14 protein-coding genes are annotated in these 14,718 nt (G+C 57.3%); 3 read left to right on the top strand and 11 right to left on the bottom strand.

Annotated features, from left to right (window positions below):
• Positions 1-7: 7 nt before the first annotated feature.
• From ytfE to AC6CWS_RS18765, 4 genes are all read right to left on the bottom strand, one after another.
• Positions 8-670, bottom strand: coding sequence for an iron-sulfur cluster repair protein YtfE (gene ytfE / locus AC6CWS_RS18780; protein ID WP_048296476.1), 663 nt, complete (start codon positions 668-670; stop codon positions 8-10).
• Between the two features lie 82 nt (positions 671-752).
• The gene (locus AC6CWS_RS18775; RefSeq protein WP_044525189.1) at positions 753-1,724 is read right to left on the bottom strand and encodes a DMT family transporter; all 972 of its coding nucleotides are present in this window, start codon (positions 1,722-1,724) and stop codon (positions 753-755) included.
• Between the two features lie 75 nt (positions 1,725-1,799).
• A complete protein-coding gene (locus AC6CWS_RS18770; RefSeq protein WP_080901604.1) occupies positions 1,800-2,624 on the bottom strand; it encodes an AraC family transcriptional regulator in 825 nt (274 codons plus the stop codon).
• 78 nt (positions 2,625-2,702) lie between these two features.
• Positions 2,703-3,551, bottom strand: a complete 849-nt coding sequence (locus AC6CWS_RS18765) for an SDR family oxidoreductase (protein ID WP_023291734.1) — start codon at positions 3,549-3,551, stop codon at positions 2,703-2,705.
• 90 nt (positions 3,552-3,641) lie between these two features.
• On the opposite strand from AC6CWS_RS18765, the gene AC6CWS_RS18760 reads away from it, so the two are divergent.
• Entirely contained in the window at positions 3,642-4,013 is a 372-nt protein-coding gene (locus AC6CWS_RS18760; RefSeq protein ID WP_032429258.1) for a winged helix-turn-helix transcriptional regulator, read from the top strand.
• A gap of 54 nt (positions 4,014-4,067) precedes the next feature.
• Here the strand turns inward: AC6CWS_RS18760 and AC6CWS_RS18755 are convergent, their stop codons facing one another.
• A complete protein-coding gene (locus tag AC6CWS_RS18755; RefSeq protein WP_080901603.1) occupies positions 4,068-6,011 on the bottom strand; it encodes a bifunctional 2',3'-cyclic-nucleotide 2'-phosphodiesterase/3'-nucleotidase in 1,944 nt (647 codons plus the stop codon).
• Between the two features lie 192 nt (positions 6,012-6,203).
• Here AC6CWS_RS18755 and cysQ point away from each other — a divergent pair, with 192 nt between their 5' ends.
• Positions 6,204-6,947 carry a 3'(2'),5'-bisphosphate nucleotidase CysQ gene (gene cysQ, locus AC6CWS_RS18750; RefSeq protein ID WP_023291737.1) on the top strand — a complete coding sequence of 248 codons (744 nt, stop codon included), beginning with the start codon at positions 6,204-6,206 and terminating at the stop codon, positions 6,945-6,947.
• Here cysQ and AC6CWS_RS18745 read toward each other — a convergent pair.
• A complete protein-coding gene (locus AC6CWS_RS18745; RefSeq protein ID WP_023291738.1) occupies positions 6,937-7,494 on the bottom strand; it encodes a YtfJ family protein in 558 nt (185 codons plus the stop codon). The two genes, cysQ and AC6CWS_RS18745, sit on opposite strands and share 11 nt — an antisense overlap.
• A 323-nt stretch (positions 7,495-7,817) precedes the next feature.
• Between AC6CWS_RS18745 and AC6CWS_RS18740 the strand changes: the two genes are divergently transcribed.
• Entirely contained in the window at positions 7,818-8,024 is a 207-nt protein-coding gene (locus AC6CWS_RS18740) for a DUF1107 domain-containing protein (RefSeq protein ID WP_002886707.1), read from the top strand.
• 61 nt (positions 8,025-8,085) lie between these two features.
• On the opposite strand, the gene araC is transcribed toward AC6CWS_RS18740, so the two are convergent.
• The 5 genes from araC to msrA form a co-directional block, all read right to left on the bottom strand.
• Positions 8,086-8,958, bottom strand: a complete 873-nt coding sequence (gene araC / locus AC6CWS_RS18735; protein ID WP_023291739.1) for an arabinose operon transcriptional regulator AraC — start codon at positions 8,956-8,958, stop codon at positions 8,086-8,088.
• Between the two features lie 30 nt (positions 8,959-8,988).
• The gene (locus tag AC6CWS_RS18730; protein ID WP_065882709.1) at positions 8,989-10,998 is read right to left on the bottom strand and encodes a beta-galactosidase; all 2,010 of its coding nucleotides are present in this window, start codon (positions 10,996-10,998) and stop codon (positions 8,989-8,991) included.
• Positions 10,999-11,016: 18 nt separating this feature from the next.
• The gene (locus AC6CWS_RS18725; RefSeq protein WP_032454642.1) at positions 11,017-12,249 is read right to left on the bottom strand and encodes an oligosaccharide MFS transporter; all 1,233 of its coding nucleotides are present in this window, start codon (positions 12,247-12,249) and stop codon (positions 11,017-11,019) included.
• 200 nt (positions 12,250-12,449) lie between these two features.
• Positions 12,450-13,787, bottom strand: coding sequence for a polyamine export protein PaeA (gene paeA, locus AC6CWS_RS18720; protein ID WP_023291742.1), 1,338 nt, complete (start codon positions 13,785-13,787; stop codon positions 12,450-12,452).
• Positions 13,788-13,967: 180 nt separating this feature from the next.
• Positions 13,968-14,606, bottom strand: coding sequence for a peptide-methionine (S)-S-oxide reductase MsrA (gene msrA / locus AC6CWS_RS18715; RefSeq protein WP_102004665.1), 639 nt, complete (start codon positions 14,604-14,606; stop codon positions 13,968-13,970).
• Positions 14,607-14,718 lie beyond the last annotated feature (112 nt).

Raw genomic sequence — 14,718 nt, 5'->3', positions numbered from 1 at the left:
TTTTTCGTTATTCTCCTGCGAGGGCACGCGGGAACAGCACGTTATTTTCCAGGCTGATGTGCTCCATCAGATCGTCAATCATCTCGTTGATACCGTTATACATCGCTTTCCAGGTGGTGCACGCTTCCGGCGGCGGCGTCACGTTATGGGTGATATGTTTGATCACCTCCAGCAGTTCACCCGCTTCGTCATGCTCGCTTTCCATCACGCTGATGGGGCCCCCGGCCTGGGCGCCCATCCCCTGTTTGATCATCGGGAACAGGATCTGCTCCTCTTTCATCATGTGGCTGGAGAGCTCCTGCTGCAGCATGGTCAGGTACTTCGTCAGCCCTTTCGGCACGTTCGGTTTATCGGCATGGACCCGTTCCACCTTGGTGGCCTGCAAGATCAGCTCCGGCAGCTGTTCGCGGTGCCGATCATGATAGCGAACGATGATATGGTCGATAATCTCCGCGAGAGGCGCCGCGCGCCAGTCGTGGGTGACGGGCTGCTCGGCCAGTTTCGCCAGCTCGGCTTCAATCACCGCGACATCCAGCGCTTTACGCGATGCGGCGCGCGCCAGCGTCTGTTTGCCGCCGCAGCAGTAGTCCATATCGTATTGACGGAACAGGGCGGAGGCGCGGGGGATGGACAGCGCCAGCTCGCCTAAAGGTTGGTCACGGAAAGCCATAGCAGTTACCTCGTCATCAGGAATATAAGGTGCATTTTAAATGCATCTTTATGGCGAGGGAATACCCCTTAAGAGGGCCCGGCTACTTTTTTTCGTGCGTCAGCGGTTGCAACGTCGGTTTGTCCGGCCTGGCGCGTACGGCGGAGACCACGCCGAGCACCAGCAGCAGGATACCGCTCAGGGTCAGCAGCGGTGGTAAACTTTGCCGCAACAGAAAGGTATACAGTAGCCCGGCCAGGGTTTCGAAAACGATAAGCGGCCCGAGGATCACCGTCGGCAGCCGTTGACTGGCAATATTCCAGCACAGCGCGCCGACCCATGAGCAGAGCACCGCGATGGCCAGCATCAGCGTAATGAACACCGCCGGGCGCGGGCCGAAGGGCAGGGGGAACCCGGCCTGCTGACCGTGCAGCCAGGCGCAGGCGGCGAGATAACCGGCCAGCGAAACCGGAAGCGTCACCAGCGCCTGAGCGGTAGCCCACATCATCGGCGGTTGATGCGGATTCTCCCGCAGCCAGCGGGCGTTGCGCAGCGCATACCAGGCCCAGCAGACTACCGACCCCAGCGCCAGCGCAATGCCGGAGCCGTAGCGCCACGGACTAAAATCAGGCAACCCCTGGCGCAGTTCCGCGACGTTAACGCAGATCAGGCCGACGGCGATGCAGACCAGCGCCGGAAACAGGCGCCGCCACGGCAGCTTTCCGTCGCGCTGGCTGTAGAGCAGATTGGCGAAGACCGGCAATACCACCGGCAGCGTGCCGATAATCATGGTGGAGACCGGCGCCCCGGTGCGCTGAATGGCGCTCGCCAGACAGACGTAATAGATAAGATTTCCCATCATCGTCAGACCCAGCGCGGTCCACCAGTCGTTCCGGCTCAGCTGGCGCAAACGCGCGCGCCCGAGCCATGCCAGTGGCAGGGCGATCAGACCCAGCGCCAGATAGCGTCCCATCGACTGGAGCATCGCCGGATACTCGGGCACCAGCAAAGGCCCGACAAAGATTAATCCCCACATCAGCCCCGCCAGCAGGGCGTACAACACACCACTAATCATCATTGCATCCATTGTCATCACGGTTGTCTGCAGTGTAGAAGGAGGGCGGGCGGGAATATTGTATGAGATTGCGCATCAGCGCCTGGCGACCTGCTTCTGATAGCGTACCGGCGTAATGCCGTAACGCTGGGTGAAGGCGCGGGTCAGATGAGACTGGTCGGTAAGGCCGACGGCTATCGCCACCTCGGCGGCGGGCATGCCGTGGGTGAGACACGCCTTGGCGCGCCACAGGCGGATGGCCATCAACATCTGATGGGGCGTCACATGATAGTGGGCTTTAAACTGGCGCTGAAAGTGGTACGGGCTAAGCGCCGCCACCTGAGCCAGCTCGTCGAGGGTGATGGGGCGCATATAGTTATCGTGCAGGTAGTCGCGCACGCGGTCGAAGCGATGTCCTGTCTCGCCCTGCGCCGAGGCATGGTGGGCCAGAGGGCGGAAGGTGTCGATGAGGTCGAGCAGCATTCCCTGCTGGGCCAGCGCATCGTCGCTGTGCCACAGGCCATATATTAGCTGGCCAATCCGCCGGGACCGCAGGGGATCCTCGCGGACCACCTCGCTGAACCACCAGTCGCGCACCCCGGTGATGGCCTCCAGACGGTCCGGCTCCAGATAAATCATCCTGTAGCGCCAGCCGTCGGCGGTTTCCGCTTCGCCGGTGTGCAGCTCGTCGGGATTCATGGTAACAATGGCGTTCGCGGCGGCGATATGCTGGCTGCCACGGTAGCGAAAGCGCTCGGCGCCTTGCTCAATCACGCCAATGCCGAAGGCTTCGTGAGTATGAGGTTCAAAGGCGTAGCGGGAGATATGGGCGTGGTAAAGCTCCACCCCGGGCAGCTGTTCGAGATGGCGAAAGCGCGCACGATCTTTTTCATCACTAAATTGGGGTGGTACGCCCTGCATGCCTGCCTCCCGACGGTTGATCTCTTCAATATGAGAGAGGAACCGCCGGGACGCAACCGCAAAAGCTGAGAGGGGCGGTTACAGCATGCCTTTCACGCTTTCGGCAAGGGAAGTGGTCGGACGGCCGATCAATGTACTCAGGGTGTGGCTGTCGTCAAACAGCCCGCCTTTCGAGGCGCCGACGTCGGAGTCCGCCAGCATATCCGCCAGACCCGCCGGCAGGCCGACGCTTTTCAGCGCGGCGGCGAAGTCGGCTTCGCTGAGGTTCTGATAGACCACGTTTTTCCCGCTGTGCGTGCTCAGCTCGGCAGCCAGGTCGCTCAGCGTCCAGGCGTTATCGCCCGCCAGTTCGTAAACTTTCCCTGCATGGCCTTCACCGGCGATAACGCGGGCGGCCGCGGCGGCATAATCCGCGCGGGTAGCGGAGGCAATTTTACCTTCGCCGGCGGCGCCGATAAACACGCCGTGCTCCAGCGCCGGCGGCGCGCTGGCCAGATAGTTTTCGGTATACCAGCCATTGCGCAGCAGGGCGTAAGCGATGCCAGAGTCGGCCAGCATCTGCTCGGTTTCAATATGCTCTGCGGCCAGGCCCAGCGGCGAAGTGTCGGCGTGCAGCAGGCTGGTATAGGCGATGAATGTCACCCCAGCGGCTTTGGCGGCGTTGATGACGTTGCGGTGCTGTACGGCACGCTGGCCGACTTCGCTGGAGGAGATTAACAGCAGTTTATTCACGCCCTGCAGCGCGGCGGTCAATGCCGCTTCGTCGCTATAGTCGGCCTGGCGGACGACGACGCCCTGCTGGCTGAGCGCCTGGGCTTTGGCCGGGTTGCGGACAATCGCCACAATCTGACTGGCAGGGACGGTTTTAAGCAGGTCTTGCAGAACGTAGTGGCCAAGCTGGCCGGTGGCACCGGTAAGGGCGATCATGGGGCTTCTCCTTCGTGTTTATTGGCAGTTGTGGTAAGCTAACACCTTAACTAACTTTTAGTAAGTACGTACAAAAAGGTAAGTATGAAAATGGCCGAACCGACGCTGAGCGATAAACTGCGCAACGGCAATCTGTTTGCGGAACAGTGCCCGTCGCGCGATGTGCTTAAACATGTCACCAGCCGCTGGGGCGTGTTGATTCTGGTGGCGCTGCGCGAGGGGACCCATCGCTTCAGCGATCTGCGGCGCAAAATGGGCGGGGTCAGCGAAAAGATGCTGGCGCAGTCGCTGCAGGCCCTGGAGCAGGATGGTTTTATCGACCGCGTCTCTTATCCGGTGGTGCCGCCGCACGTTGAATATAGCCTGACGCCGCTCGGTCTGCAGGTGAGCGATAAGGTGGCCGCCCTGGCGGACTGGATCGAGGTTAATCTGCCCGCGGTGCTGGCGAGCCACGGGGAGTGAAAATGTATCACTCCCTGTAGCCCCGGTAAGCGCAGCGCCACCGGGGAACAGGCATTACTGACTCAAATCCAGCTGATAAATGGCGAAGCCGATATCATCGGCGGCCACCTGGCGCATCGGATACTGGGCTTTCTCTTTGATAAACGCCGCGGCTTTGTCGCCAGGCGAGGTCTCAAAACGAATATCCAGCGGCGTCTTACTGTGGATCGACGCCAGGCGCCAGTTGTTATCCGCCGCCGGATGGATCGCGCCATCCTTCTTCGATTGCGCGCCAATCCACGCCGCCAGCACCGAACGGTTTTCATCCGGTGAGGCAAAGGCGATATGGCTTTCGCCGGTGCCGGCGAATTTACCGCCATAAGCGCGATAGTTATTGGTGGCGACCAGGAAAGTGGCCTGCGGATCGACCGGTTTGCCATTGAAGGTCAGGCCCTTGATGCGCTCTGCCTGCGGATGGATCATCTGGCACTCGCCGTCGTAGCGGGCCGGCTGGCTAACGTCGATCTGGTAGTTCACTCCGTCAATCACGTCGAAGTTATAGGTGCGGAAGCCGTCCCAGTTGATCAGCGACTGCGGCTTGCTGCTGGCCGGGTCTATCTGGTTAAACTGCCCGGCGGAGCACTCCAGCCACTCCTTGACCTCTTTCCCGCTGACCTTCATCACCACCAGGGTGTTGGGGTAGAGATAGAGGTCGGCGGCGTTGCGGAAGGTGAGCTGGCCTTTTTCCACTTCCACGAAGCTCGCCGGATCGTTTTTACGCCCGCCGACTTTAAACGGCGCGGCGGCGGAGAGCACCGGCAGTTTCGCCAGATCCGGGTCGCCCTGAATGTAGTGTTCGACGTAGGCTTTTTGCGCCATGTTGACCACCTGCACCGTCGGGTCGTCCTGCACCAGCGCCAGATAGCTGTACATGTTGTCGGCGGACTTGCCGATCGGCTGACTGACGAACTCGCGAGTGGCGTCGTGATCGGCTTTCAGCACCGCCACCAGCTTGCCGTCTTCCGCCGCCAGCGATTTCTTCGCCACCGCGTCGTAGATTGGCCGCGCTTCCGCTTTACTCTGAGTCACCTGCCATTTTCCGCTGTCGTTGTTCAGCACCAGATCGACCACCCCGAGGTGATCGCCCCACATTCCCGGCATTACCGCCGGCACGCCGTTCAGCGTCCCTCTGGCGATATCCGCGCCTTTAATGTTGGCGAAGTCTTTGCCGGGGAACACCGCATGGGCGTGGCCGAACATGATGGCGTCAACGCCGGGCAGCTGGCTTAAGTAGTAGACCGAGTTCTCGGCCATCGCCTGATACGGGTCGGCGGAGAGGCCGGAGTGCGCGACCACCACGACCACGTCAGCGCCTTTCGCCCGCATCTCCGGGATATATTTGCGCGCGGTTTCGGTAATGTCGTTGACCGTCACTTTGCCGCTAAGATTGGCTTTATCCCAGGTCATGATCTGCGGCGGCACAAAGCCGATATAGCCGATGCGCAGGGTGTGGGATTGACCGTCGCTGTCCTGAACCGGGGTATCCTGAATCAGGTACGGCGTAAACAGCGGTTTGCCGGTTTTGGCATCGATGATATTGGCGTTCACGTAGGGGAATTTCGCCCCGGCCAGCGCTTTGTGCAGGAAGTCGAGGCCGTAGTTGAATTCATGGTTGCCCAGGTTGCCGACGGCATAATTCAGGGTATTCATCGCCTTATACACTGGATGAACATCGCCCTCTTTCAGCCCCCTGGCGGCCATGTAGTCGCCCAGCGGGCTCCCCTGGATCACATCCCCGTTATCTACCAGTACGCTGTTTTTCGCTTCTGCCCGCGCCTGTTCGATCAGGGTGGCGGTACGCACCAGGCCGAATTTCTCCGTGGCGGCATCTTTGTAATAGTCAAAGTCCATCATATTGCTGTGCAGATCGGTGGTTTCCATGATCCGCAGGTCGACCGTTGCGGCGCTGACGCTGGCGGCGATCAGCGTGGCCAGGAGCGTTGCGCTAAACTTAATCATCAGAGGCGTCCTTTTTTTATGAGCGATAGCACAGAAGAAAATGTATTTATATTCTGTTGCTTACAGAAATGTGAATCTTGCCAGAAAAGTGGGCAGCGAAACCGCCATCGTTATCACAGATAGCGGAACTTGCGGTGATGCGATATAAATAAAACAACGAGTTAACGCCACTGTAACCAGACGAGGTGGAGAATGTTAGAACAAGTATGTCAGCTTGCACGGAACGCGGGCGATGCCATCATGGAAGTTTACGATGGAAACCAACCGATCAACGTCGCCAGCAAGAAAGATGATTCTCCGGTCACGGCGGCGGATATCGCGGCGCATAAAGTCATTGTCAGCGGCCTGCAGGCGCTGGATGCCACCATTCCTGTTTTGTCGGAAGAGGACCCGCCGGCCTGGGAAGTGCGTCAGCACTGGCAGCGCTACTGGCTGGTCGACCCGCTGGACGGCACCAAAGAATTTATTAAGCGTAACGGCGAGTTCACTGTCAATATCGCGCTGATTGAAAACGGCAAGCCGACGCTGGGCGTGGTCTACGCGCCGGTGATGAAGGTGATGTACAGCGCGGAAAAAGGCAAAGCCTGGAAAGAAGAGTGCGGCGTGCGCAAGCAGATCCAGGTCCGCGATGCCCGCCCGCCGCTGGTGGTGATCAGCCGCTCCCATGGCAACGATCCCGAGCTGCAGGAGTACCTTGAGCAGCTGGGCGAGCACCAGACCACCTCTATCGGCTCCTCGCTGAAGTTCTGCCTGGTGGCGGAAGGTCAGGCCCAGCTCTATCCGCGCTTCGGGCCGACCAGCACCTGGGACACCGCCGCCGGCCATGCGGTCGCGGTCGCCGCCGGGGCGCATGTTCACGACTGGCAGGGGAAAACCCTCGACTACACGCCGCGTGAATCCTTCCTCAACCCCGGCTTCCGGGTCTCTATTTATTAAGCAGCTTACGCAGCAGGTCGATCACCTGCTGCACCTCCTGCTGGGTGAGCGCGCCGTCTTTGGCCCACTGTACGCGCCCGCTCTTATCCAGCACCACAATCGCGGAGCTCTTCTCGTCCAGCTGCCAGGCTTTTCGCACCAGCCCGTTGCTGTCGACGATAAATTGCGACCACGGGAAGAGCTGTTTATTACTCTCGATACTGTTGCGCACGAACATGCCGGTGCCCGGAATGGCATCGTCGGTATTGACAATGGTGGTGGTCTGATAGCGATCGTGTGGGAAGCTCGCCGCTTTAATTGCCTCGATCAGGTTGGCATTTTTCTCTTTTGCTGACGAGCGACCAGCGATGTGCTGGATGACTCGCACTTTTCCCACCAGCTGCGAGCTATTCCAGTTTTTATAGCTAAACTTATCATTATCCAGAATAAGTTCGCCCCGATCCGCGACGCCGACCGGCGCCACGCGCTGGCCGTCGACAAAGTTATGCGCTGAGGCCAGCAGCGGGAAGAGGAGTAACGAGGCGGCCAGTATGCTACGTAGGGTCATGCGGAATCCTTAATCATTTTTGTGCAGGTGATCCGACCACTTGGTCTCGTTTAATGATAAGTGCGATTGGCGACGATTACCCGCAATGAGGATGCCAGTTTGCGTGTTGACGCACAAATTAGTCGAAAAACGGCGACTTATACTTACTTCATCGTATGTCCGAAACGAAAATTCTGAATTATTGTCATCAAACGGTAAATAAACTTATACACACTGGGTCCCTCTGAGATTCTGGACTATAGTTTTAGGGCATTAAAATTTGCGCTCCCGATACGTGGGCTAACTGTGGCACCACAGGAGCGTAACCCTGGCAGGAGAGAAGAATGAAAATTTTCCAACGCTACAATCCGCTGCAAGTGGCGAAGTACGTGAAGATCCTGTTTCGTGGACGGTTGTACATCAAGGACGTTGGCGCATTTGAATTTGATAAGGGCAAAATCCTTATCCCGAAGGTCAAGGACAAGCTGCATCTGTCAGTGATGTCCGAAGTCAATCGTCAGGTGTTGCGTCTGCAAACTGAGATGGCATAACCTGACACGTAGCAGTACGTAGTAGGTAAAAGACGGCTCCCGATGGGGGCCGTTGATGTTTTCAGCCCTTCATCTCCGCATAGCGTTTGCGATACTCCCCCGGTGGAATGCCGTTGTGTTTACGAAACAAGCGGGTGAAATAGACCGGATCGCTGTAACCCACCGATAAGGCAATCTTGTTAAGCGGGAGTGTGGTGCTCTGAATGAGCCACCTGGCGCGGTTGATGCGCTGAGCTTCCCGCCAGGCGTAAACCGTCTGCCCCAGCTCATTTTTGAAAAGGTGCGCCAGACGTGAAGGAGAGATAAATACCATCGCCGCCAGGGTCTCGATTTTTACCTCTTGCGCGATATGGGCGTTAAGGTAGTCGCAGACGGCGTTAATTCGCGGATCGTGGGCGTGGCGGTTGCTGATGGGCTGTTGCTGAAAACAGCGGAGGATCAACCTTTCCAGGGCGTTCATCGCCAGCGCTTCCGACAGCGGCGCGGAGGCCGAGTGGTGGCGTATCACTTCATGGAACAGATCGCGCAGGTGCTGGAGCTGGTCGGGGTCAGCAACGGTCGTTTTGCCGATGCCGTGCGTGGTTTGGTCCCATTTTAGCCAGTCTATCCAGTAGGGGCGGGGAATAAAGTAGATCCAGAGATGGTCCCAATACTCGCTGTGTTCGTCTCTGCCGTAATGATGAGGCACGCCGGGGGGAAACAGCAGCAGATCGTTTTCCCGACACAGAAGAAAGCCATCGCCCGCTTTCGCCCGCGCCTGGCCACGCAGGGTCAGATTGATGATGTAACCTTTCATCCCCTGCGGACGATTAATGTAGTAGTCCAGTTTGGAGCCGCGGGTTATCGGCGTGAAGCCCGCGACAACCCAGGCATTGAAGGTAAAGGTTTTCATCAATGGCGAGAAATTAAGTAGCTCATTGATATCAAGTTCCATTCTCTCCCCCACCTGAGCGTCGCAGCGTCATTACCTTTCGATGATAGTAAATTCCCATGCCCTGAGGCGCAACGGCTGGCCGCAGCGCACTGTTTCCCCGCTCAGCAGGTCGTTCCCCGCCGTTTCGCTACCGAAATCGAGCGTCTCGCCAGAGTAATTGAACAGGAAGTGGATGGTTTTCCCGGCACGATTACGCATCTTTTTGACCACTAATGGGTAGCGATAGGCGGAAGTGCGCGAGCGCAATGCGAGATCGGCAGTGAGTACATCAAACAGCTGGCTAATCAATCGCTTCTGCGGCAGGAAGCCAACGTACATCGCTCGTCCCCGGCCATAATCCGCTTCGGTGGCGGCCGCGTACTCGCCCCATGCCGGATGCTGATAGCGCAGCAGAGTGCGGGTCCCGGCATCGGGCGTCAGCAGCTCCATCCACAGCTCAGCCTGATTGTCGTTGCGGCAATCAATATCCGCGCAGCATGAGCTTACCGTGGTCCCTTCCGGCAGGGTGAACTGGCTGTAGCTGACGCCGCAGCTCTGCCGCAGGATCCCAGGCTGCGCGCTGCGGCGCACTTTGACGTTTTCATCGCTAAAGCCCGATTTAAAGCCGATAAGCGCTCTGCCGCCCTCGGCGATATAGTGGTTGATACGCGCCAGCAGGCCATCATCGGCAGCGTACAGTCCGGGAACGATCAGCACCCGGTAGCGAGAGGTCTCCTCGTTGACGTCGTGGATGATATCGAGGCTGATATTGTGGTCATACAGCGCATCGTGGAAGCGGCGGAAAATATCGTTATAAATATTGCCCTCGGCGTCGCCGGGGCGGAACTGGTTAAGGGCGTCCATTGCCTCATTGCTTATCAGCAGCGCAACGTCGTTTTCGGCCTTCAGCTCCGCCAGCTGCGGCGACAGGCGGGCAAAGTCAGCCCCGATAGTGGTGGCCTCCTGCCAGGTCGGATTACGCGAGAAGTCGTGGCTGAGCAGCCCCTTCCAGTAGGTTTCGAAGGCGTTATGAATCGAATGCCAATGCCAGTAGGAGACCATGGCGGCGCCGGAGGCGATATGGCTGAACGCCTGCAGGCGCAGCTGGCCCGGGAAGGGAGTCCACTGGGCGAAACCCTGCGCCTGCGTTTCCAGCACGAAGTAGTTCTGGCCCGGCTTAAGCGAGCGGGTGATGGCGCCGCCGAAGGCGATTTCCCGCCCGGTCAGGTGCGCCTGGCTCGGGTGATAGATATCAACACCGGCGATATCCAGTGCCTGCGCTGCCGCAAAATGGTCGACCCGCGGCTGCACGCCGTAAGAGTAACCGCGCCATTCAAAATCGAAGTTGTGGGTGACGAACTGGTGCGGCTGGGCGTACTCGCGCACGATCTCCGCCTGCCAGGCCAGATACTCGGTGACCTGCTGGCGCTGATAACGGAAAAAGGCGCAGGCGAGGCTGGCGTTGATGGTATTTTCCACCGGCGGAAAATCCTGCCAGCGGTCAATGCGGTTGCTCCAGTAATCCAGACCGAAATCGTGATTTAGCTGCCGGAGGTCAGGATATTTCTCCTGCAGGCTGCGCACAAAGCCCTCCTGCATATAGCGGCCGATATTGTCGTAATGCTTGGTTTCGTTATCCAGTTGCCAGCCGATAATTGCCGGATGGTGCTGCACATGCGCCATCAGCGTGCGGATAATTTTTTCGGCATAGCGGCGAAAGGTCGGGTTGACGATATCCATGATCTGCCGTGGGCCATACTTTTGCTGCCCTGTGACGGTGGTGACCAGAATATCGGGATGTTTCGCCGCCAGCCAGGCCGGGACCGCGTAGGTCGGCGTCCCGACGATGACCGCGATGCCGGCCTCATGCATCGCCGCCAGCACCCGGTCGATATGGTAGAAATTGTACTGGCCCTCTTTCGGCTCCAGCGTACTCCATGTGGACTCGGCGATACGCACTACGTTAATGCCGGTTTCGCGCATTAAGGCAATATCCTTGGCCAGCCGATCTTCCGGCATATATTCATCGTAATACGCCACGCCATAAAATAACTGAGACATGCAGACTACCTCCTGACATTAATTCGCGGGCACAGGTTGTGAAGAGAACACGCGCGCTTTATCCAGCGTGATAAACGAAATGAGCGTGAAGCACAGTGCGATACTTCCCAGCACGATATAGCTGCTGGTAAAGCCCATTCTCTGGTACATATGGCCGATGCCGGTGGAGAGGAAAATAGAGCTAAAGCTTTTTGAAAACTGAAAACCAATTAAGTAAACCGTCGCAGAAAGCAGGGGGTTAAAGTTAGCGGTAATATATTTAAGCGCCGCGACGAGTAACACCGAGCTTTCGAATCCATGGAGAAGTTTAATCAGGCTGATGGATATCGGGCCAATAGCCCACGCGGAACCGATAATGCGCAAGCTCATAATCAGCCCGCAGTATAACAGCGCATTTTTGGGGCCGATTTTATTCACAAACCACGGCGCAAAGAACATGACGACGGCATCAAGGAAAATCTGCCCTGTCGTTAAATAACCGAAGACTTCTGCGCCCCGGGCTTTACTCTCAAAGAAGTGGCTGTAGTAGATAGCGAACTGCTGGTCATAGGTTTCATAGACCGCGCCCACGCCAATCACATAGAGCGCGAAGAACCAGAATTTTTTAATTTTCAGCAGCGAGGCGGCATCGCGGAGGGTGACCGGAGACGTTTTGCCAGACAGTAGCCCCTGCTGCTGATGGGTGCTGATCTGCATTTTCCAGACAATCACCAGCAGGCAGACACCTGCCGCGCTGGCCAGCCAGAAAATCATGTTCTGATCGATGCCGTAGAGCTTCCCTGCCGCAAAGGTGCCGATCGCGGCGCCGATGCCGCCGAACATCCTCGCCCGACCAAATTCGAAGCCGGAGGCGCGGCTGACCTTATCGATGTAGGCTTCGCAAATCCCGCAGCCTGCGCCGTAGGCCATGCCAATATAGAGGCCGCCAGCCAGTGCGCCGAGGAACACATTTATTTTTAACAGAGGCGCGAAGACATAGATCCAGTATGGGGCGAATAAGGTGATAATGATCGCCAGCATCCACATCAAATTCTTACGATACACCAGCTTATCCGATATAAAACCGAATAATGGCTGAACGCAGACGGCCACAATGGCGGTGAAAGAATAAACCAGACCGACGTCCGTGTAGTTAATACCGATGGTTTCCGTTAACCACAGTGATAAATAGGGGTAGCAGCATCCCCAGCCTATAAAGAAAAACAGGAAAAACAGACAGCTGATAAAGTAATTTTTATTCGACGTTATCATGGTAACCCTCGCTTCCTTTATTCAGGAATATGATCGTGTAGACGCGAGCAACGTTACCTTTTTGCGCACGGGGGAGTCATGAACGTTTCGCTATGGAGCAGTAATAATCTGCTATCGGCAGAGGGGCGTGAGCCGCTTCACATTCGGGCAATAAAAAGGGCGGATGATCATCCGCCCTTAAGAGAGAGAAAAGATGACGCTCAGGCGTTCTGGCTTTCCGCCGCTTCCGACTGCTTGGGCACCAGCACCGTTGGCTTGTTATCGATGCGGGTCACCAGCAGCTGGTCGATACGGTAGTTGTCGATATCCACGACCTCGAACTTATAGCCGGAGAACTTCACCGCGTCGGTGCGCTTGGGGATTTTACGCAGCATAAACATCATAAAGCCGCCGATGGTCTCGTAGTTCCCGGACTGCGGAAACTCGTCGATATCCAGCACGCGCATCACGTCATCAATCGGCGTACCGCCATCGATCAGCCACGAGTTTTCATCGCGAGCGACGATCTGCTCTTCCAGCCCCTGGCCGACGAGATCGCCCATCAAAGTCGTCATCACGTCGTTAAGGGTGATGATCCCGACCACCAGCGCATATTCATTCATGATCACCGCGAAGTCTTCCCCGGCGGTTTTGAAGCTTTCCAGCGCTTCGGAGAGGGTCAGGGTATCCGGGACGATCAGCGTGTTGCGGATCTGCACGCCGCCGGTCAGCACCAGGCTCTGGTTCGCCAGCACGCGGTTCAGCAGATCTTTGGAATCGACGTAGCCGATAATATGGTCGATATCTTCATTACAGACGAGGAACTTCGAGTGCGGATGCTCGGCCACTTTATTCTTCAGGCTCTGCTCGTCTTCATGCAAATCAAACCAAATGACGCTTTCACGCGGGGTCATGGAGGAAGGAACGGTGCGGGACTCCAGCTCGAACACGTTCTCAATCAGCTCATGCTCCTGCTTGCGCAGCACCCCGGCCAGCGCGCCGGCCTCAACCACGGCATAGATATCGTCGGAGGTGATATCGTCTTTCCGCACCATCGGCAGTTTGAAGATGCGGAAGATCATATTAGCCATGCCGTTAAACAACCACACCAGCGGGCGGAAGACTAACAGGCAGAAGCGCATCGGGTTGATGATGCGCAGGGCCACGGTTTCGGGCGCAATCATACCGATGCGTTTCGGAGTCAGGTCAGCAAACAGGATGAACAAGCTGGTGACCAGGGTAAAAGAGATGATGAAGCTCAGCTGCTCGGAGAGCTCCGGTGACATATACCCGCTGAGCAGGCTATAAAACGCCGGGGAGAAGGCCGCGTCGCCCACTATACCGCCCAGAATGGCGACGGCGTTAAGGCCAATCTGCACAACGGTAAAGAAGGTGCCCGGGTTCTCCTGCATCTTCAGCACCCGCTGTGCGTTGACGTTGCCTTCATCGGCCAGCAGTTTCAGTTTGATTTTACGTGAGGCGGCCAGTGAGATTTCCGATATCGAAAAAAAGGCACTGACGGCTATCAGACAGAGTATTACTAAAATACTGTTTAACATATCTTTTCTGACCGTTGAGGTCAGATCCTCGGAAGGGAAGTTGATAACTCAAATGTGGAATACATAAAAAACCGGTCCGAAGGCGCTGGACCGGCTGTCACACTGGGTAGTATAGCGTAAGGGAATGTAAAGCCGCCAGAGCGTTCATTAACCGCCTCGCTGTTGAGGCGGAAATCAGAATTACGCCTGAGGCGGCAGGCAGACGCCAATGCCGCCGATGCCGCAATAGCCGTGCGGGTTCTTATACAGATACTGCTGGTGATCGTCCTCGGCATAGTAGAACGGCTTGGCGGTGGCGATCTCGGTGGTGATGTGCCGGGTATCGTGCGCGTCGTTCATCGCCGCCTGGAAGCGCGCGAGGCTGGCCTTTGCCGCCTCCGTCTGTTCCTGCGTCAACGGGTAAATCGCCGAACGGTACTGGGTGCCGTGGTCGTTACCCTGTCTCATTCCCTGCGCCGGGTCGTGATTTTCCCAGAACACCTGCAATAACTGCTCATAGCTGATGACCTGCGGATCGTAGACCACGCGAACCGCTTCCGCGTGACCGGTCTGGCCGCTGCACACTTCACGATAGGTCGGATTGGGCGTATAGCCGCCAGTGTAGCCGGCGGCGGTGCTGTAAACCCCCGGCAATTGCCAGAACAGACGTTCAACTCCCCAGAAGCAGCCCATGGCGAACAGCGCGACTTCCATCCCCGCCGGGACGTTGGTCATCGAGTGGCCGTTAACTGCGTGGAGCGTCGCCACAGGCATCGGGGTATTACGTCCAGGCAGCGCATCCGCCTGGGCGACAAGATGCGTTTTATCAAATAGACTCACGGTGGGCCTCTCAATACAGAAATCGTCGTTAAGGTTGTAACGAAGCGTGTCTTTTAACACAATAAATACGCGTAATACGTCTAGATTAATACATAAGAATTATTTGGGTTAT

The sequence above is a fragment of the Klebsiella sp. M041 genome, from assembly GCF_059759695.1.
This window is presented reverse-complemented; position numbering and strand designations above follow the sequence as displayed.

What these genes read in the sequence shown, in the direction of transcription:
- cysQ (WP_023291737.1), top strand. Translation starts at nt 6,204, where the DNA reads ATGTTAGAACAAGTATGTCAGCTTGCACGGAACGCGGGCGATGCCATC.
- ytfE (WP_048296476.1), bottom strand. Translation starts at nt 670, where the DNA reads ATGGCTTTCCGTGACCAACCTTTAGGCGAGCTGGCGCTGTCCATCCCC.
- AC6CWS_RS18770 (WP_080901604.1), bottom strand. Translation starts at nt 2,624, where the DNA reads ATGCAGGGCGTACCACCCCAATTTAGTGATGAAAAAGATCGTGCGCGC.
- AC6CWS_RS18760 (WP_032429258.1), top strand. Translation starts at nt 3,642, where the DNA reads ATGGCCGAACCGACGCTGAGCGATAAACTGCGCAACGGCAATCTGTTT.
- paeA (WP_023291742.1), bottom strand. Translation starts at nt 13,787, where the DNA reads ATGTTAAACAGTATTTTAGTAATACTCTGTCTGATAGCCGTCAGTGCC.
- araC (WP_023291739.1), bottom strand. Translation starts at nt 8,958, where the DNA reads ATGGAACTTGATATCAATGAGCTACTTAATTTCTCGCCATTGATGAAA.
- AC6CWS_RS18740 (WP_002886707.1), top strand. Translation starts at nt 7,818, where the DNA reads ATGAAAATTTTCCAACGCTACAATCCGCTGCAAGTGGCGAAGTACGTG.
- AC6CWS_RS18755 (WP_080901603.1), bottom strand. Translation starts at nt 6,011, where the DNA reads ATGATTAAGTTTAGCGCAACGCTCCTGGCCACGCTGATCGCCGCCAGC.
- AC6CWS_RS18730 (WP_065882709.1), bottom strand. Translation starts at nt 10,998, where the DNA reads ATGTCTCAGTTATTTTATGGCGTGGCGTATTACGATGAATATATGCCG.
- AC6CWS_RS18745 (WP_023291738.1), bottom strand. Translation starts at nt 7,494, where the DNA reads ATGACCCTACGTAGCATACTGGCCGCCTCGTTACTCCTCTTCCCGCTG.
- AC6CWS_RS18765 (WP_023291734.1), bottom strand. Translation starts at nt 3,551, where the DNA reads ATGATCGCCCTTACCGGTGCCACCGGCCAGCTTGGCCACTACGTTCTG.
- AC6CWS_RS18775 (WP_044525189.1), bottom strand. Translation starts at nt 1,724, where the DNA reads ATGATTAGTGGTGTGTTGTACGCCCTGCTGGCGGGGCTGATGTGGGGA.
- AC6CWS_RS18725 (WP_032454642.1), bottom strand. Translation starts at nt 12,249, where the DNA reads ATGATAACGTCGAATAAAAATTACTTTATCAGCTGTCTGTTTTTCCTG.